This window comes from uncultured Escherichia sp. (assembly GCF_948475835.1).
Taxonomy (GTDB): domain Bacteria; phylum Pseudomonadota; class Gammaproteobacteria; order Enterobacterales; family Enterobacteriaceae; genus ECMA0423.
This window is the reverse complement of sequence record NZ_CAOLGM010000057.1, coordinates 1-15,691: the sequence shown is the minus strand read 5'-3', so window position 1 is coordinate 15,691 and position 15,691 is coordinate 1. Positions and strand designations below refer to the sequence as shown.

At 49.3% G+C, this 15,691-nt stretch carries 22 protein-coding genes and 1 rRNA gene; 17 read left to right on the top strand and 6 right to left on the bottom strand.

The genetic code is table 11. From position 1 onward, the window contains the following. Window positions 1-7: 7 nt before the first annotated feature. From secY to arfA, 10 genes are all read left to right on the top strand, one after another. The gene (gene secY / locus QZF50_RS12670; RefSeq protein ID WP_001118861.1) at window positions 8-1,339 is read left to right on the top strand and encodes a preprotein translocase subunit SecY; all 1,332 of its coding nucleotides are present in this window, start codon (window positions 8-10) and stop codon (window positions 1,337-1,339) included. 31 nt (window positions 1,340-1,370) lie between these two features. After that, entirely contained in the window at window positions 1,371-1,487 is a 117-nt protein-coding gene (gene rpmJ, locus QZF50_RS12665; protein ID WP_000868187.1) for a 50S ribosomal protein L36, read from the top strand. Between the two features lie 146 nt (window positions 1,488-1,633). Next, window positions 1,634-1,990: a 30S ribosomal protein S13 gene (rpsM, locus tag QZF50_RS12660; protein WP_000090775.1), complete on the top strand. Its 357-nt coding sequence runs from the start codon at window positions 1,634-1,636 to the stop codon at window positions 1,988-1,990. A 16-nt stretch (window positions 1,991-2,006) separates the two neighbouring features. Next, window positions 2,007-2,396: a 30S ribosomal protein S11 gene (rpsK, locus tag QZF50_RS12655; RefSeq protein ID WP_001029684.1), complete on the top strand. Its 390-nt coding sequence runs from the start codon at window positions 2,007-2,009 to the stop codon at window positions 2,394-2,396. 33 nt (window positions 2,397-2,429) lie between these two features. After that, on the top strand, window positions 2,430-3,050 hold the full coding sequence (gene rpsD / locus QZF50_RS12650; protein ID WP_000135224.1) for a 30S ribosomal protein S4: 621 nt from the start codon (window positions 2,430-2,432) through the stop codon (window positions 3,048-3,050). A 25-nt stretch (window positions 3,051-3,075) separates the two neighbouring features. Continuing rightward, window positions 3,076-4,065: a DNA-directed RNA polymerase subunit alpha gene (gene rpoA / locus QZF50_RS12645; protein ID WP_001162094.1), complete on the top strand. Its 990-nt coding sequence runs from the start codon at window positions 3,076-3,078 to the stop codon at window positions 4,063-4,065. 40 nt (window positions 4,066-4,105) lie between these two features. Further along, window positions 4,106-4,489, top strand: a complete 384-nt coding sequence (rplQ, locus tag QZF50_RS12640) for a 50S ribosomal protein L17 (RefSeq protein ID WP_001216368.1) — start codon at window positions 4,106-4,108, stop codon at window positions 4,487-4,489. 106 nt (window positions 4,490-4,595) lie between these two features. Beyond that, window positions 4,596-4,964: a DUF1992 domain-containing protein gene (locus QZF50_RS12635; protein ID WP_000266488.1), complete on the top strand. Its 369-nt coding sequence runs from the start codon at window positions 4,596-4,598 to the stop codon at window positions 4,962-4,964. 10 nt (window positions 4,965-4,974) lie between these two features. Next, window positions 4,975-5,400, top strand: a complete 426-nt coding sequence (zntR, locus tag QZF50_RS12630) for a Zn(2+)-responsive transcriptional regulator (RefSeq protein ID WP_000285607.1) — start codon at window positions 4,975-4,977, stop codon at window positions 5,398-5,400. Between the two features lie 55 nt (window positions 5,401-5,455). After that, complete coding sequence (gene arfA / locus QZF50_RS12625; protein ID WP_000092699.1) at window positions 5,456-5,674, top strand: alternative ribosome-rescue factor ArfA; 219 nt, start codon at window positions 5,456-5,458, stop codon at window positions 5,672-5,674. Here the strand turns inward: arfA and mscL are convergent. From mscL to def, 5 genes are all read right to left on the bottom strand, one after another. Beyond that, window positions 5,671-6,081, bottom strand: coding sequence for a large-conductance mechanosensitive channel protein MscL (mscL, locus tag QZF50_RS12620; protein WP_000022442.1), 411 nt, complete (start codon window positions 6,079-6,081; stop codon window positions 5,671-5,673). The two genes, arfA and mscL, sit on opposite strands and share 4 nt — an antisense overlap. Window positions 6,082-6,210: 129 nt before the next feature. Continuing rightward, window positions 6,211-7,587: a Trk system potassium transporter TrkA gene (gene trkA / locus QZF50_RS12615; protein WP_000691382.1), complete on the bottom strand. Its 1,377-nt coding sequence runs from the start codon at window positions 7,585-7,587 to the stop codon at window positions 6,211-6,213. A 21-nt stretch (window positions 7,588-7,608) separates the two neighbouring features. Further along, entirely contained in the window at window positions 7,609-8,898 is a 1,290-nt protein-coding gene (gene rsmB, locus QZF50_RS12610) for a 16S rRNA (cytosine(967)-C(5))-methyltransferase RsmB (protein ID WP_000744779.1), read from the bottom strand. Between the two features lie 45 nt (window positions 8,899-8,943). Next, window positions 8,944-9,891, bottom strand: a complete 948-nt coding sequence (fmt, locus tag QZF50_RS12605; protein ID WP_000004454.1) for a methionyl-tRNA formyltransferase — start codon at window positions 9,889-9,891, stop codon at window positions 8,944-8,946. Between the two features lie 14 nt (window positions 9,892-9,905). Beyond that, on the bottom strand, window positions 9,906-10,415 hold the full coding sequence (gene def / locus QZF50_RS12600) for a peptide deformylase (RefSeq protein WP_000114984.1): 510 nt from the start codon (window positions 10,413-10,415) through the stop codon (window positions 9,906-9,908). A 129-nt stretch (window positions 10,416-10,544) separates the two neighbouring features. On the opposite strand from def, the gene dprA reads away from it, so the two are divergent. The 6 genes from dprA to QZF50_RS12570 are packed head-to-tail and all read left to right on the top strand — an operon-like array spanning window position 10,545 to window position 14,339. Then, a complete protein-coding gene (gene dprA, locus QZF50_RS12595) occupies window positions 10,545-11,669 on the top strand; it encodes a DNA-protecting protein DprA (protein ID WP_000228538.1) in 1,125 nt (374 codons plus the stop codon). After that, entirely contained in the window at window positions 11,641-12,114 is a 474-nt protein-coding gene (gene smg, locus QZF50_RS12590) for a DUF494 family protein Smg (protein WP_001472606.1), read from the top strand. Before dprA ends, smg begins: the two co-directional genes overlap by 29 nt. A 28-nt stretch (window positions 12,115-12,142) precedes the next feature. Beyond that, complete coding sequence (locus QZF50_RS12585; RefSeq protein WP_001129724.1) at window positions 12,143-12,685, top strand: type I DNA topoisomerase; 543 nt, start codon at window positions 12,143-12,145, stop codon at window positions 12,683-12,685. Window positions 12,686-12,689: 4 nt separating this feature from the next. Then, entirely contained in the window at window positions 12,690-13,262 is a 573-nt protein-coding gene (tsaC, locus tag QZF50_RS12580) for an L-threonylcarbamoyladenylate synthase type 1 TsaC (RefSeq protein WP_001297709.1), read from the top strand. A 4-nt stretch (window positions 13,263-13,266) separates the two neighbouring features. Then, window positions 13,267-14,085, top strand: a complete 819-nt coding sequence (gene aroE / locus QZF50_RS12575) for a shikimate dehydrogenase (RefSeq protein WP_000451211.1) — start codon at window positions 13,267-13,269, stop codon at window positions 14,083-14,085. Then, window positions 14,082-14,339 (top strand): DUF1488 domain-containing protein, encoded by a 258-nt coding sequence (locus QZF50_RS12570; protein WP_001070563.1) that lies wholly within the window; start codon window positions 14,082-14,084, stop codon window positions 14,337-14,339. Before aroE ends, QZF50_RS12570 begins: the two co-directional genes overlap by 4 nt. Here the strand turns inward: QZF50_RS12570 and QZF50_RS12565 are convergent. Further along, on the bottom strand, window positions 14,315-14,869 hold the full coding sequence (locus tag QZF50_RS12565) for a gamma carbonic anhydrase family protein (RefSeq protein WP_001286216.1): 555 nt from the start codon (window positions 14,867-14,869) through the stop codon (window positions 14,315-14,317). The genes QZF50_RS12570 and QZF50_RS12565 overlap by 25 nt on opposite strands. 472 nt (window positions 14,870-15,341) lie before the next feature. Between QZF50_RS12565 and QZF50_RS12560 the strand changes: the two genes are divergently transcribed. Further along, window positions 15,342-15,691, top strand: a 16S ribosomal RNA gene (locus QZF50_RS12560); the annotation flags it as partial.

Genomic DNA, 15,691 nt, shown 5'->3' with positions numbered 1-15,691 from the left:
GTAGCAGATGGCTAAACAACCGGGATTAGATTTTCAAAGTGCCAAAGGTGGCTTAGGCGAGCTGAAACGCAGACTGCTGTTTGTTATCGGTGCGCTGATTGTGTTCCGTATTGGCTCTTTTATTCCGATCCCTGGTATTGATGCCGCTGTACTTGCCAAACTGCTTGAGCAACAGCGAGGCACCATCATTGAGATGTTTAACATGTTCTCTGGTGGTGCTCTCAGCCGTGCTTCTATCTTTGCTCTGGGGATCATGCCGTATATTTCGGCGTCGATCATTATCCAGCTGCTGACGGTGGTTCACCCAACGTTGGCAGAAATTAAGAAAGAAGGGGAGTCTGGTCGTCGTAAGATCAGCCAGTACACCCGTTACGGTACTCTGGTGCTGGCAATATTCCAGTCGATCGGTATTGCTACCGGTCTGCCGAATATGCCTGGTATGCAAGGCCTGGTGATTAACCCAGGCTTTGCATTCTACTTCACCGCTGTTGTAAGTCTGGTCACAGGAACGATGTTCCTGATGTGGTTGGGCGAACAGATTACTGAACGAGGTATCGGCAACGGTATTTCAATCATTATCTTCGCCGGTATTGTCGCGGGACTCCCGCCAGCCATTGCCCATACTATCGAGCAAGCGCGTCAAGGCGACCTGCACTTCCTCGTGTTGCTGTTGGTTGCAGTATTAGTATTTGCAGTGACGTTCTTTGTTGTATTTGTTGAGCGTGGTCAACGCCGCATTGTGGTAAACTACGCGAAACGTCAGCAAGGTCGTCGTGTCTATGCTGCACAGAGCACACATTTACCGCTGAAAGTGAATATGGCGGGGGTAATCCCGGCAATCTTCGCTTCCAGTATTATTCTGTTCCCGGCGACCATCGCGTCATGGTTCGGGGGCGGTACTGGTTGGAACTGGCTGACAACAATTTCGCTGTATTTGCAGCCTGGGCAACCGCTTTATGTGTTACTCTATGCGTCTGCAATCATCTTCTTCTGTTTCTTCTACACGGCGTTGGTTTTCAACCCGCGTGAAACAGCAGATAACCTGAAGAAGTCCGGTGCATTTGTACCAGGAATTCGTCCGGGAGAGCAAACGGCGAAGTATATCGATAAAGTAATGACCCGCCTGACCCTGGTTGGTGCGCTGTATATTACCTTTATCTGCCTGATCCCGGAGTTCATGCGTGATGCAATGAAAGTACCGTTCTACTTCGGTGGGACCTCACTGCTTATCGTTGTTGTCGTGATTATGGACTTTATGGCTCAAGTGCAAACTCTGATGATGTCCAGTCAGTATGAGTCTGCATTGAAGAAGGCGAACCTGAAAGGCTACGGCCGATAATTGGTCGCCCGAGAAGTTACGGAGAGTAAAAATGAAAGTTCGTGCTTCCGTCAAGAAATTATGCCGTAACTGCAAAATCGTTAAGCGTGATGGTGTCATCCGTGTGATTTGCAGTGCCGAGCCGAAGCATAAACAGCGCCAAGGCTGATTTTTTCGCATATTTTTCTTGCAAAGTTGGGTTGAGCTGGCTAGATTAGCCAGCCAATCTTTTGTATGTCTGTGCGTTTCCATTTGAGTATCCTGAAAACGGGCTTTTCAGCATGGAACGTACATATTAAATAGTAGGAGTGCATAGTGGCCCGTATAGCAGGCATTAACATTCCTGATCATAAGCATGCCGTAATCGCATTAACTTCGATTTATGGCGTCGGCAAGACCCGTTCTAAAGCCATCCTGGCTGCAGCGGGTATCGCTGAAGATGTTAAGATCAGTGAGCTGTCTGAAGGACAAATCGACACGCTGCGTGACGAAGTTGCCAAATTTGTCGTTGAAGGTGATCTGCGCCGTGAAATCAGCATGAGCATCAAGCGCCTGATGGATCTTGGTTGCTATCGCGGTTTGCGTCATCGTCGTGGTCTCCCGGTTCGCGGTCAGCGTACCAAGACCAACGCACGTACCCGTAAGGGTCCGCGCAAACCGATCAAGAAATAATCGGGGTGATTGAATAATGGCAAAGGCACCAATTCGTGCACGTAAACGTGTAAGAAAACAAGTCTCTGACGGCGTGGCTCATATCCATGCTTCTTTCAACAACACCATCGTGACTATCACTGATCGTCAGGGTAACGCGTTGGGTTGGGCAACAGCCGGTGGTTCCGGTTTCCGTGGTTCTCGCAAATCCACTCCGTTTGCAGCTCAGGTTGCAGCAGAGCGTTGCGCTGACGCCGTGAAAGAATACGGCATCAAGAATCTGGAAGTTATGGTTAAAGGTCCGGGTCCAGGCCGCGAATCTACTATTCGTGCTCTGAACGCCGCAGGTTTCCGCATCACTAATATTACTGATGTGACTCCGATCCCTCATAACGGTTGTCGTCCGCCGAAAAAACGTCGCGTATAACGCCTCGTTTTCCAGGTTTGTTGGAGAAAGAAAATGGCAAGATATTTGGGTCCTAAGCTCAAGCTGAGCCGTCGTGAGGGCACCGACTTATTCCTTAAGTCTGGCGTTCGCGCGATCGATACCAAGTGTAAAATTGAACAAGCTCCTGGCCAGCACGGTGCGCGTAAACCGCGTCTGTCTGACTATGGTGTGCAGTTGCGTGAAAAGCAAAAAGTTCGCCGTATCTATGGTGTGCTGGAGCGTCAGTTCCGTAACTACTACAAAGAAGCAGCACGTCTGAAAGGCAACACCGGTGAAAACCTGTTGGCTCTGCTGGAAGGTCGTCTGGACAACGTTGTATACCGTATGGGCTTCGGTGCCACTCGTGCAGAAGCACGTCAGCTGGTTAGCCATAAAGCAATTATGGTAAACGGTCGTGTTGTTAACATCGCTTCTTATCAGGTTAGTCCGAATGACGTTGTAAGCATTCGTGAGAAAGCGAAGAAGCAGTCTCGCGTGAAAGCCGCTCTGGAGCTGGCTGAGCAGCGTGAAAAGCCAACCTGGCTGGAAGTTGATGCTGGCAAGATGGAAGGTACGTTTAAGCGTAAGCCGGAGCGTTCTGATCTGTCTGCGGACATTAACGAACACCTGATCGTCGAGCTTTACTCCAAGTAAAGCTTAGTACCAAAGAGAGGACACAATGCAGGGTTCTGTGACAGAGTTTCTAAAACCGCGCCTGGTTGATATCGAGCAAGTGAGTTCGACGCACGCCAAGGTGACCCTTGAGCCTTTAGAGCGTGGCTTTGGCCATACTCTGGGTAACGCACTGCGCCGTATTCTGCTCTCATCGATGCCGGGTTGCGCGGTGACCGAGGTTGAGATTGATGGTGTACTACATGAGTACAGCACCAAAGAAGGCGTTCAGGAAGATATCCTGGAAATCCTGCTCAACCTGAAAGGGCTGGCGGTGAGAGTTCAGGGCAAAGATGAAGTTATTCTTACCTTGAATAAATCTGGCATTGGCCCTGTGACTGCAGCCGATATCACCCACGACGGTGATGTCGAAATCGTCAAGCCGCAGCACGTGATCTGCCACCTGACCGATGAGAACGCGTCTATTAGCATGCGTATCAAAGTTCAGCGCGGTCGTGGTTATGTGCCGGCTTCTACCCGAATTCATTCGGAAGAAGATGAGCGCCCAATCGGCCGTCTGCTGGTCGACGCATGCTACAGCCCTGTGGAGCGTATTGCCTACAATGTTGAAGCAGCGCGTGTAGAACAGCGTACCGACCTGGACAAGCTGGTCATCGAAATGGAAACCAACGGCACAATCGATCCTGAAGAGGCGATTCGTCGTGCGGCAACCATTCTGGCTGAACAACTGGAAGCTTTCGTTGACTTACGTGATGTACGTCAGCCTGAAGTGAAAGAAGAGAAACCAGAGTTCGATCCGATCCTGCTGCGCCCTGTTGACGATCTGGAATTGACTGTCCGCTCTGCTAACTGCCTTAAAGCAGAAGCTATCCACTATATCGGTGATCTGGTACAACGTACCGAGGTTGAGCTCCTTAAAACGCCTAACCTTGGTAAAAAATCTCTTACTGAGATTAAAGACGTGCTGGCTTCCCGTGGACTGTCTCTGGGCATGCGCCTGGAAAACTGGCCACCGGCAAGCATCGCTGACGAGTAACCGGATCACAGGTTAAGGTTTTACTGAGAAGGATAAGGTCATGCGCCATCGTAAGAGTGGTCGTCAACTGAACCGCAACAGCAGCCATCGCCAGGCTATGTTCCGCAATATGGCAGGTTCACTGGTTCGTCATGAAATCATCAAGACGACTCTGCCTAAAGCGAAAGAGCTGCGCCGCGTAGTTGAGCCGCTGATTACTCTTGCCAAGACTGATAGCGTTGCTAATCGTCGTCTGGCATTCGCCCGTACTCGTGATAACGAGATCGTGGCAAAACTGTTTAACGAACTGGGCCCGCGTTTCGCGAGCCGTGCCGGTGGTTACACTCGTATTCTGAAGTGTGGCTTCCGTGCAGGCGACAACGCGCCGATGGCTTACATCGAGCTGGTTGATCGTTCAGAGAAAGCAGAAGCTGCTGCAGAGTAATCTGAAGCAACGTAAAAAAACCCGCCCCGGCGGGTTTTTTTATACCCGTAGCATCCCCACTTATCTACAATAGCTGTACTCTTTTTGTTCATCCCCTGGAGTATATATGTGGTTACTTGACCAGTGGGCAGAGCGTCATATAGCAGAAGCGCAAGCGAAAGGTGAGTTTGATAACCTGGCAGGTAGCGGCGAACCATTGATACTGGATGATGATTCTCACGTGCCACCGGAATTACGTGCGGGGTATCGCTTGTTGAAGAATGCCGGTTGCTTACCGCCAGAACTTGAGCAACGGAGGGAAGCAATTCAGCTTCTGGATATTCTCAAAGGTATCCGTCACGATGATCCGCAATATCAAGAGGTTAGCCGTCGATTGTCATTACTGGAATTGAAGCTGCGACAAGCTGGACTGAGTACCGATTTTTTACGCGGCGATTATGCTGACAAGTTGTTGAATAAAATCAACGATAACTAGTGGAGTATGTATGTATCGCATTGGTGAGCTGGCAAAAATGGCGGAAGTAACACCCGACACGATTCGTTATTACGAAAAACAGCAGATGATGGAGCATGAAGTGCGTACTGAAGGTGGGTTTCGCCTGTATACCGAAAGCGATCTCCAGCGATTGAAATTTATCCGCCATGCCAGACAACTAGGTTTCAGTCTGGAGTCGATCCGCGAGTTGCTGTCGATCCGTATCGATCCTGAACACCATACCTGTCAGGAGTCAAAAGGCATTGTGCAGGAAAGATTGCAGGAAGTCGAAGCACGGATAGCCGAGTTGCAGAGTATGCAGCGTTCCTTGCAACGCCTTAACGATGCCTGTTGTGGGACCGCCCATAGCAGTGTTTATTGCTCGATTCTTGAAGCTCTTGAACAAGGGGCGAGTGGCGTTAAGAGTGGCTGTTGATTTTTTGCACTGACAGGATTACACTCGCGCCGTTAAATAACCAACTGGAGTTTTTATGAGCCGATATCAGCATACTAAAGGGCAGATAAAGGATAATGCGATAGAAGCATTACTACATGATCCCTTATTCCGACAGCGAGTAGAGAAAAATAAGAAAGGGAAAGGCAGTTACATGCGAAAAGGAAAACATGGCAATCGGGGGAACTGGGAGGCCAGTGGCAAGAAAGTAAATCACTTTTTTACCACTGGCCTTCTGCTTTCAGGCGTTTGTTAAGAGCGGTTATTCTGCTCTTTCAGCAAATCACGAATTTCTGTCAGTAATACTTCTTCTTTAGTTGGTGCTGGTGCGGCTGCTGGTTCTTCTTTTTTCCGATTCAGTTTGTTGATTAGCTTAATCGCCATAAAGATGGCAAAGGCCACAATCAGAAAATCAAAGACGTTTTGAATGAAGACACCGTAATGCATCACAACAGCAGGGATATCCCCCTGCGCATCGCGTAGCGTGACAGCAAACTGTTTAAAGTCGATCCCGCCAATTAATAAGCCCAGAGGTGGCATGATGATATCGGCAACCAGTGAAGATACAATCTTCCCGAATGCCGCACCGATAATGACACCCACCGCCAAATCCACCACGTTCCCGCGCATCGCAAATTCGCGAAATTCTTTAATAATGCTCATGTTATTCTCCCTATGAAGCCGACAACCATAAGTCTAACAAATGTTAAGCCATTTTCCTGCCAGGAATGAATTTAATTAATCCTTGATAATCAAAGGGAAATAATAAGGCGTCATTAGACGCCTTATTAATTACAAGAAGAAAGGGCTTGGCTGGAAGAGTCTTTCGACGTCGGTAATAAACTTTTTATCTGTGAGGAACATAATTACGTGATCGCCTTGCTCAATGCGCAGATTGTCATTGGCAATCATCACGTCGTTTCCACGTACCACCGCTCCAATAATCGTTCCTGGCGGTAGCTTGATTTCGTCAATGACTCTGCCGACAACGCGTGAGGTGCTTTCATCACCGTGAGCAACGGCTTCAATAGCTTCTGCTACGCCGCGGCGCAATGAGGAAACACCAACAATATCTGCTTTTCGCACATGGCTAAGCAACGCAGAAATAGTTGCTTGTTGTGGTGAAATCGCAATATCGATCACGCTCCCCTGAACCAGATCCACATAAGCGCGACGCTGGATCAATACCATCACCTTTTTCGCACCCATACGTTTGGCAAGCATGGCGGACATGATATTGGCCTCGTCATCGTTGGTGACGGCAATAAACAGATCAACTTGATCGATATGTTCTTCGGCCAGCAGTTCTTGATCCGACGCATCACCAAAAAAGACGATCGTATTCTGCAACTTTTCCGCCAGTTCGGCAGCGCGCTGCTGATTACGTTCGATGAGTTTAACGCTGTAATCTTTTTCCAGACGACGCGCCAGCCCTGCACCGATATTACCGCCACCAACCAGCATGATCCGCTTATACGGTTTTTCCAGTCGCTGTAATTCACTCATCACCGCACGGATATGCTGTGAAGCGGCAATAAAGAACACTTCATCACCAGCTTCCACAATGGTCGAACCTTGTGGACGAATGGGGCGATCGTGGCGGAAAATTGCTGCCACACGAGTATCGATATGTGGCATATGTTCGCGCATGGTCGAAAGTGCGTTACCAATCAGCGGGCCGCCATAATAGGCTTTAACCACAGCGAGGCTGACTTTACCCTCAGCGAAGTTCACCACCTGCAATGCGCCGGGATACTCAATCAGTCGGTAAATATTATCGATAACCAACTGCTCTGGTGCGATCAGATGATCAATCGGTACAGCATCTGAATGAAATAGCTTATCGGCATCGCGCACGTAGTCTGGTGAGCGGATGCGAGCGATGCGATTAGGGGTGTTGAAAAGTGAGTAGGCTACCTGGCAGGCAACCATATTGGTTTCATCTGAACTGGTTACAGCAACCAGCATATCGGCGTCGTCGGCACCTGCCTCCCGCAATACGCGTGGATGAGAGCCATGCCCCTGCACGACTCGCAGGTCAAATTTATCCTGCAAGGTCCGCAGACGCTCACCGTTGGTATCGACAACAGTGATATCGTTGTTCTCGCCAACCAGGTTTTCCGCCAGTGTGCCGCCAACCTGGCCGGCACCCAGAATGATAATTTTCATCAGTCGCGACCCGTTATCTCATCACTTTTTGATTAGCTTAGCGTAAAAGAAGCCGTCGCCCTCTTCGGCACCAGGCAGATTTTGTTTACCCGGTTGCTCTGGTGTTCCTGTTTCGCAAAGTTCGGCATCAGCGGTACGTTGCAAAAAGGCTTTAATCTGCAGGCTATTCTCTTCCGGTAACACCGAACAGGTGGCATAGACCAGGGTTCCACCGGATTTTAAATGCGGCCAAATGGCGTCGAGAATTTCAGACTGCAATTGCGCGAGTTCCGGGATATCGCGATCGCGACGTAACCATTTAATATCCGGATGGCGACGAATCACACCGGTTGCTGAACAAGGCGCATCTAATAAAATGCGATCAAACTGTTGCTCGCCACACCATTGGGAAGGGTAGCGGCCATCACCTTGTTTCACGGTCGCTTTCATACCAAGGCGTTTTAAATTGTCGTAAACGCGAGAGAGGCGCTGTTCGTCAATATCAACCGCAACAACCTGCGCTTCTGGTGCCACCTCAAGGATATGCGTTGTTTTACCGCCGGGGGCGGCACAAAGATCCAGAATGTGTTCACCGTTTTGTGGCGCAAGCCAGGTCATGCAACCTTGTGCTGATGCATCCTGAACGGTAACCCATCCGTCTTCAAAACCAGGTAGCGCATGAACAGGTGCAGGTGTTTCCAGCCGTACAGCATCAGGGTAATCCGCATGCGGGAAACCTTTCATTCCTGCTTCATCCAACAATGCAAGCCAGCTGTCGCGGGAATGATGCGTACGATTAACGCGCAGCCACATTGGCGGACGCTGGTTATTGGCTTCGACGATGGATTGCCACTGCTCTGGATACGCTTTTTGCAGACGCTTCAGCAACCAGGAAGGATGCAGATAACGTGCATCACTGGCATTAAACTCGGCTAATAACTCTTCTTGCTGACGCTGGAACTGGCGTAATACACCGTTTATCAACCCTTTAAGTTGCGGACGCTTAATTGCGATAGCGCCTTCAACCGTTTCAGCCAGCGCAGCATGAGGTGGAATGCGGGTATAAAGCAGTTGATACAAACCAACCATAATCAGGTAATGCACGGTCCGCTGTTTGCCGGTCATCGGACGGGCCATTAACTTATTAATCAGCCAGTCTAACTGCGAAAGCGTACGCAGTACGCCAAAGCACAACTCTTGAAGAAGTGCTTTGTCTTTATCGGAAACTTTTTGCTGGAGCGGTGGCAGAATGTTGCTTAATGATTGCCCTTGCTCGACGACTTGTTCAACGGCCTGGGCCGCCATGCTACGTAAATTACGTTGTTTTTTCATAAGTATAAAAACGCCCGGCAAGACCGGGCTTAGAAGAGTGGACTATCAGACCAGACGGTTGCCCGGAACAAACCATTCCCGACGAGAGTTCAGGAGGTCTTGCGCGCTCATCGCTTTCTTACCCGCAGGTTGTAACGAGAGCAGGTTCAGGATGCCATCACCAGTCGCAACCTGAATGCCTTGTTTGTTGGCTTCAAGGATCGTTCCTGGTGCAGCGTTGGTTGCCGTATCAATGACCGATGCTTTCCAGACTTTAACCGGCTGTCCTTCAATTTCCAGCCAGCTCATTGGCCATGGATTGAAAGCGCGAATGCAGCGTTCAAGCTGTGCTGCCGAAAGTGACCAGTCAATACGCGCTTCTTCTTTACTCAACTTTTCGGCGTAAGTGACAAGAGTTTCGTCCTGAACTTCTGGTTTCGCCGTGCCGTCTGCCAGTTGTTTCAACGTGGTGATAAGCCCTTGTGGGCCAAGCTCTGCCAGCTTGTCGTACAGCGTACCACTGGTATCTTCTGCAGTAATCGGGCAGGAGAGCTTATAGAGCATGTCACCGGTGTCTAAACCGACATCCATTTGCATAATGGTCACACCAGTTTCTGCATCACCCGCCCATAGTGAGCGTTGGATTGGTGCAGCACCGCGCCAGCGTGGCAGCAGTGAACCATGAACGTTGATACAGCCAAGACGCGGCATCTCCAGCACTGCTTTAGGCAGAATTAAGCCATAGGCGACGACGACCATAACATCAGCCTGCAGATCGGCGACCAGTTGCTGGTTTTCTTGTGGACGCAGGGAAACAGGTTGAAAAACGGGCAGACCTTTTTCCTCAGCCAGAACTTTAACCGGGCTGGGCATCAGTTTTTTACCGCGTCCTGCCGGTCGGTCTGGCTGGGTGAACACGCCAACGACGTTATGACCAGAAGACAACAGCGCGTCGAGATGACGCGCTGCAAAGTCAGGTGTACCCGCAAAAATAATACGTAGTGATTCTGACACGTTAGTTCTTATCCTTAAGCCCGGGCTTTCAGACGATCCAGTTTTTCAACTTTCTGACGAATACGTTGTTGTTTCAACGGTGACAGATAATCCATAAACAGTTTGCCGACCAGGTGATCCATCTCATGCTGAATACAGATGGCTAACAGACCGTCTGCTTCCAATTCAAATGGTTTACCGTCGCGGTCCAGGGCGCGAATTTTAACTTTCTCTGCGCGTGGTACTAAAGCACGTTGTTCAGGGATCGACAGGCAACCTTCTTCAATGCCTGTTTCGCCGCTTTTTTCTAAAAGCTCCGGATTGATTAACACCAGCCGTTCGTCACGGTTTTCCGAAACATCAATAACAATGATACGTTGATGGATATCAACCTGGGTTGCCGCCAGGCCAATACCTTCTTCTGCGTACATCGTCTCGAACATATCATCGACGATACGCTGAATTTCTGCATTCACTTCTTCTACCGGTTTAGCAACTTTGCGAAGCCGCTCGTCCGGAATATGTAACACTTGCAAAACTGACATAAATCTCCAGAGATGTGTTCAGGAGTTAGAAAGATTATTTCTTCTATTCTAGACAAATCCCCCTCTGATTGACAGCATCACTGACCAATCGCAAAGATTGCTAAGGCTGCTTATGGCAGGGAGATAAGGATGGTCGATACAGAAATTTGGCTGCGTTTAATGAGTATCAGCAGCTTGTACGGCGATGATATGGTCCGTATAGCTCACTGGCTGGCAAAACAGTCGCAAATTGATGCGGTTGGATTGCAGCAAACAGGGCTTACATTGCGGCAGGCACAACGCTTTCTTTCATTTCCGCGAAAGAGTATCGAAAGCTCACTTTGTTGGTTGGAGCAACCCAACCATCATTTAATCCCTGCGGACAGCGAATTTTATCCTCCTCAACTTCAGGCGACGACAGATTACCCCGGCGCACTGTTTGTTGAAGGAGAACTGCACGCGCTGCATTCATTTCAGCTTGCCATAGTGGGGAGTCGGGCGCATTCATGGTATGGCGAGCGATGGGGACGATTATTTTGCGAAACTCTGGCGACGCGTGGAGTGACAATTACAAGTGGACTGGCGCGTGGAATCGATGGTGTGGCGCATAAAGCGGCCTTACAGGTAAATGGCGTCAGCATTGCTGTATTGGGGAATGGACTTAATACCATTCATCCCCGCCGCCATGCCCGACTGGCTGCCAGTTTGCTTGAACATGGCGGAGCTCTCGTCTCGGAATTTCCCCTCGATGTTCCACCCCTTGCTTACAATTTCCCACGAAGAAATCGCATTATCAGTGGTCTAAGTAAAGGTGTACTGGTGGTGGAAGCGGCTTTGCGCAGTGGTTCGCTAGTGACAGCACGTTGTGCGCTTGAGCAGGGGCGTGAAGTTTTTGCCTTGCCAGGTCCAATAGGGAATCCGGGAAGCGAAGGGCCTCACTGGTTAATAAAACAAGGTGCGATTCTTGTGACGGAACCGGAAGAAATTCTGGAAAACTTGCAATTTGGATTGCACTGGTTGCCAGACGCCCCTGAAAATTCATTTTATTCACCAGATCAGCAAGACGTGGCATTGCCATTTCCTGAGCTCCTGGCTAACGTAGGAGATGAGGTAACACCTGTTGACGTCGTCGCTGAACGTGCCGGCCAACCTGTGCCAGAGGTAGTTACTCAACTACTCGAACTGGAGTTAGCAGGATGGATCGCAGCTGTACCCGGCGGCTATGTCCGATTGAGGAGGGCATGCCATGTTCGACGTACTAATGTATTTGTTTGAAACCTATATTCACACAGAAGCTGAGTTGCGTGTGGATCAAGACAAACTTGAACAGGATCTTACCGACGCAGGATTTGATCGAGAAGATATTTACAATGCCCTGCTTTGGCTGGAAAAGCTTGCGGATTATCAGGAAGGACTGGCAGAACCGATGCAACTGGCCTCTGATCCACTCTCCATGCGTATTTATACCCCTGAGGAGTGTGAAAGACTGGATGCCAGCTGTCGTGGTTTTCTGCTTTTCCTTGAGCAGATTCAGGTGCTCAACCTTGAAACTCGTGAAATGGTGATAGAGCGAGTGCTCGCGCTGGATAACGCAGAGTTCGAACTGGATGATCTGAAATGGGTAATCCTGATGGTGTTGTTCAATATTCCGGGCTGCGAAAATGCGTACCAGCAAATGGAAGAATTACTCTTTGAAGTGAATGAAGGTATGCTGAATTAATCATTTCTTTAATTCAGCATAAGTTGTTATGGCGAAATCAGCACTGTTCACGGTGCGTAATAATGAGTCCTGCCCAAAGTGCGGGGCTGAACTGGTTATTCGATCCGGGAAACACGGTCCGTTTCTTGGATGCTCACAGTATCCGGCGTGTGACTACGTCCGTCCTCTGAAATCTTCAGCGGATGGACATATTGTCAAAGTTCTGGAGGGGCAGGTTTGCCCTGCATGTGGCGAAAATCTGGTATTACGCCAGGGACGCTTTGGTATGTTTATTGGTTGCAGTAACTACCCTGAATGCGAACATACCGAACTTATCGATAAACCGGACGAAACAGCAATTACATGCCCCCAATGCCGGACGGGCCATCTGGTCCAGCGCCGCTCCCGTTATGGCAAAACATTTCACTCCTGTGATCGCTACCCGGAGTGTCAATTTGCCATTAACTTCAAACCCATAGCTGGAGAATGCCCTGAGTGTCATTATCCACTACTCATCGAAAAGAAAACCGCGCAGGGTGTAAAACACTTTTGTGCCAGTAAACAATGTGGAAAGCCGGTTTCGGCGGAATAATAACGTGAATAATAACCTGCAAGGAGACGCTATCGCAGCTGCGATAGATGTCCTCAATGAAGAACGTGTCATCGCCTATCCAACGGAAGCCGTTTTCGGTGTCGGGTGCGATCCTGATAGCGAAACAGCAGTGATGCGACTGTTGGAGTTAAAACAGCGTCCGGTTGATAAGGGGCTGATTTTAATCGCGGCAAATTACGAGCAGCTTAAACCCTATATTGATGACACCATGCTGACTGATGCGCAGCGTGAAACCATTTTTTCCCGCTGGCCAGGTCCTGTCACCTTTGTCTTTCCCGCGCCTGCGACAACACCGCGCTGGTTGACGGGCCGCTTTGATTCGCTTGCTGTACGAGTCACCGACCATCCGTTGGTGGTTGCTTTGTGCCAGGCTTATGGTAAACCGCTGGTTTCTACCAGTGCCAACTTGAGTGGATTGCCACCTTGTCGAACAGTAGACGAAGTTCGCGCACAATTTGGCGCGGCGTTCCCGGTTGTGCCTGGTGAAACGGGGGGGCGTTTAAATCCTTCAGAAATCCGCGATGCCCTGACGGGTGAACTGTTTCGACAGGGGTAACATAATGGAAACCTATGCTGTTTTTGGTAATCCGATAGCCCACAGCAAATCGCCATTCATTCATCAGCAATTTGCTCAGCAACTGAATATTGAACATCCCTATGGGCGCGTGTTGGCACCCATCAATGATTTCATCAACACACTGAACGCTTTCTTTCGTGCTGGTGGTAAAGGTGCGAATGTGACGGTGCCTTTTAAAGAAGAGGCTTTTGCCAGAGCGGATGAGCTTACTGAACGGGCAGCGTTGGCTGGTGCTGTTAATACCCTCAAGCGGTTAGAAGATGGACGCCTGCTGGGTGACAATACCGATGGTATAGGTTTGTTAAGCGATCTGGAACGTCTGTCTTTTATCCGTCCTGGTTTACGTATTCTGCTCATCGGCGCTGGTGGAGCATCTCGCGGCGTACTACTGCCACTTCTTTCCCTGGACTGTGCGGTGACAATCACTAATCGGACGGTATCCCGCGCGGAAGAGTTGGCTAAATTGTTTGCGCACACTGGCAGTATTCAGGCGTTGGGTATGGACGAACTGGAAGGTCATGAGTTTGATCTCATTATTAATGCAACATCCAGTGGCATCAGTGGTGATATTCCGGCGATCCCGTCATCGCTCATTCATCCAGGCATTTATTGCTATGACATGTTCTATCAGAAAGGAAAAACTCCTTTTCTGGCATGGTGTGAGCAGCGAGGCTCAAAGCGTAATGCTGATGGTTTAGGAATGCTGGTGGCACAGGCGGCTCATGCCTTTCTTCTCTGGCACGGTGTTCTGCCTGACGTAGAACCAGTTATAAAGCAATTGCAGGAGGAATTGTCCGCGTGAATCAGGCCATCCAGTTTCCGGACAGAGAAGAGTGGGACGAGAATAAAAAATGTGTATGTTTTCCCGCTCTCGTGAATGGCATGCAACTGACATGTGCGATCTCTGGCGAGAGTCTGGCGTATCGTTTTACTGGAGATACGCCAGAACAGTGGTTAGCGAGTTTTCGTCAGCATCGCTGGGATCTGGAAGAAGAAGCGGAAAACTTAATTCAGGAACAAAGTGAAGATGATCAAGGCTGGGTCTGGTTACCCTGATCCAGATATTCGTCCTTCCATTTCACGTAATTATTCGCGGAATAGCGTAACCCAGCCTTCTCTTCATCACTTAACGGGCGGATCTGTTTGACGGGGCTACCGAGATACAGATATCCGCTCTCCAGCCGTTTATTTTGTGGGACCAGACTACCCGCACCAATCATCACATCATCTTCTACTATTGCGCCATCAAGTAAAATTGAGCCCATCCCAACCAAAACTCGATTGCCAATGGTGCAGCCGTGGAGCATCACCTTGTGACCAACAGTGACATCTTCGCCAATGGTTAATGGGTTGCCATCTGGGTTGTACGAGGATTTATGAGTGACATGCAACATACTGCCATCCTGGATATTGGTGCGTGCTCCGATCTGTACATAATGTACATCTCCACGAATCACAACGAGCGGCCAGATCCCCACATCATCAGCCAGACGAACGTCACCAATCACGACACTGCTATCGTCGATCATTACGCGCTGACCGATTTGTGGAAAAAGATCGCGGTATGGGCGTAAAACATCAGACATACTTACCTCAGCAATAAATGATTTACTAATGACTTTGGGGGCATTATTGGCCTTGTGCAAGTCTTTTAGTATGCAAAAAAGCACCGTTTTGTGTGCGAATGCAGCAAAAAGGGTGAAAAAACAACAAACAGAAAAAAAGATCAAAAAAGTACTTGTGCAAAAAATTGGGATCCCTATAATGCGCCTCCGTTGAGACGACAACGTGAAACACTTCACAAGATGGTCGTAACAACGAAGAGAAAAAATCCTGAAATTCAGGGTTGACTCTGAAAGAGGAAAGCGTAATATACGCCACCTCGCGACAGTGAGCTGAAAGCCGCGTCGCAACTGCTCTTTAACAATTTATCAGACAATCTGTGTGGGCACTCGAAGATACGGATTCTTAACGTCGCAAGACGAAAAATGAATACCAAGTCTCAAGAGTGAACACGTAATTCATTACGAAGTTTAATTCTTTGAGCATCAAACTTTTAAATTGAAGAGTTTGATCATGGCTCAGATTGAACGCTGGCGGCAGGCCTAACACATGCAAGTCGAACGGTAACAGGAAACAGCTTGCTGTTTCGCTGACGAGTGGCGGACGGGTGAGTAATGTCTGGGAAACTGCCTGATGGAGGGGGATAACTACTGGAAACGGTAGCTAATACCGCATAACGTCGCAAGACCAAAGAGGGGGACCTTCGGGCCTCTTGCCATCGGATGTGCCCAGATGGGATTAGCTTGTTGGTGGGGTAACGGCTCACCAAGGCGACGATCCCTAGCTGGTCTGAGAGGATGACCAGCCACACTGGAACTGAGACACGGTCCAGACTCCTACGGGAG

Excerpts from the sequence above, each read along its gene's own strand:
- QZF50_RS12565 (WP_001286216.1), bottom strand. The coding sequence starts at position 14,869 with ATGTCTGATGTTTTACGCCCATACCGCGATCTTTTTCCACAAATCGGT.
- trkA (WP_000691382.1), bottom strand. The coding sequence starts at position 7,587 with ATGAAAATTATCATTCTGGGTGCCGGCCAGGTTGGCGGCACACTGGCG.
- arfA (WP_000092699.1), top strand. The coding sequence starts at position 5,456 with ATGAGCCGATATCAGCATACTAAAGGGCAGATAAAGGATAATGCGATA.
- dprA (WP_000228538.1), top strand. The coding sequence starts at position 10,545 with ATGGTCGATACAGAAATTTGGCTGCGTTTAATGAGTATCAGCAGCTTG.
- rpsK (WP_001029684.1), top strand. The coding sequence starts at position 2,007 with ATGGCAAAGGCACCAATTCGTGCACGTAAACGTGTAAGAAAACAAGTC.
- mscL (WP_000022442.1), bottom strand. The coding sequence starts at position 6,081 with ATGAGCATTATTAAAGAATTTCGCGAATTTGCGATGCGCGGGAACGTG.
- def (WP_000114984.1), bottom strand. The coding sequence starts at position 10,415 with ATGTCAGTTTTGCAAGTGTTACATATTCCGGACGAGCGGCTTCGCAAA.
- rpsD (WP_000135224.1), top strand. The coding sequence starts at position 2,430 with ATGGCAAGATATTTGGGTCCTAAGCTCAAGCTGAGCCGTCGTGAGGGC.
- rpoA (WP_001162094.1), top strand. The coding sequence starts at position 3,076 with ATGCAGGGTTCTGTGACAGAGTTTCTAAAACCGCGCCTGGTTGATATC.
- aroE (WP_000451211.1), top strand. The coding sequence starts at position 13,267 with ATGGAAACCTATGCTGTTTTTGGTAATCCGATAGCCCACAGCAAATCG.
- secY (WP_001118861.1), top strand. The coding sequence starts at position 8 with ATGGCTAAACAACCGGGATTAGATTTTCAAAGTGCCAAAGGTGGCTTA.
- QZF50_RS12585 (WP_001129724.1), top strand. The coding sequence starts at position 12,143 with ATGGCGAAATCAGCACTGTTCACGGTGCGTAATAATGAGTCCTGCCCA.
- QZF50_RS12635 (WP_000266488.1), top strand. The coding sequence starts at position 4,596 with ATGTGGTTACTTGACCAGTGGGCAGAGCGTCATATAGCAGAAGCGCAA.
- zntR (WP_000285607.1), top strand. The coding sequence starts at position 4,975 with ATGTATCGCATTGGTGAGCTGGCAAAAATGGCGGAAGTAACACCCGAC.
- rplQ (WP_001216368.1), top strand. The coding sequence starts at position 4,106 with ATGCGCCATCGTAAGAGTGGTCGTCAACTGAACCGCAACAGCAGCCAT.
- rpmJ (WP_000868187.1), top strand. The coding sequence starts at position 1,371 with ATGAAAGTTCGTGCTTCCGTCAAGAAATTATGCCGTAACTGCAAAATC.
- smg (WP_001472606.1), top strand. The coding sequence starts at position 11,641 with ATGTTCGACGTACTAATGTATTTGTTTGAAACCTATATTCACACAGAA.
- rsmB (WP_000744779.1), bottom strand. The coding sequence starts at position 8,898 with ATGAAAAAACAACGTAATTTACGTAGCATGGCGGCCCAGGCCGTTGAA.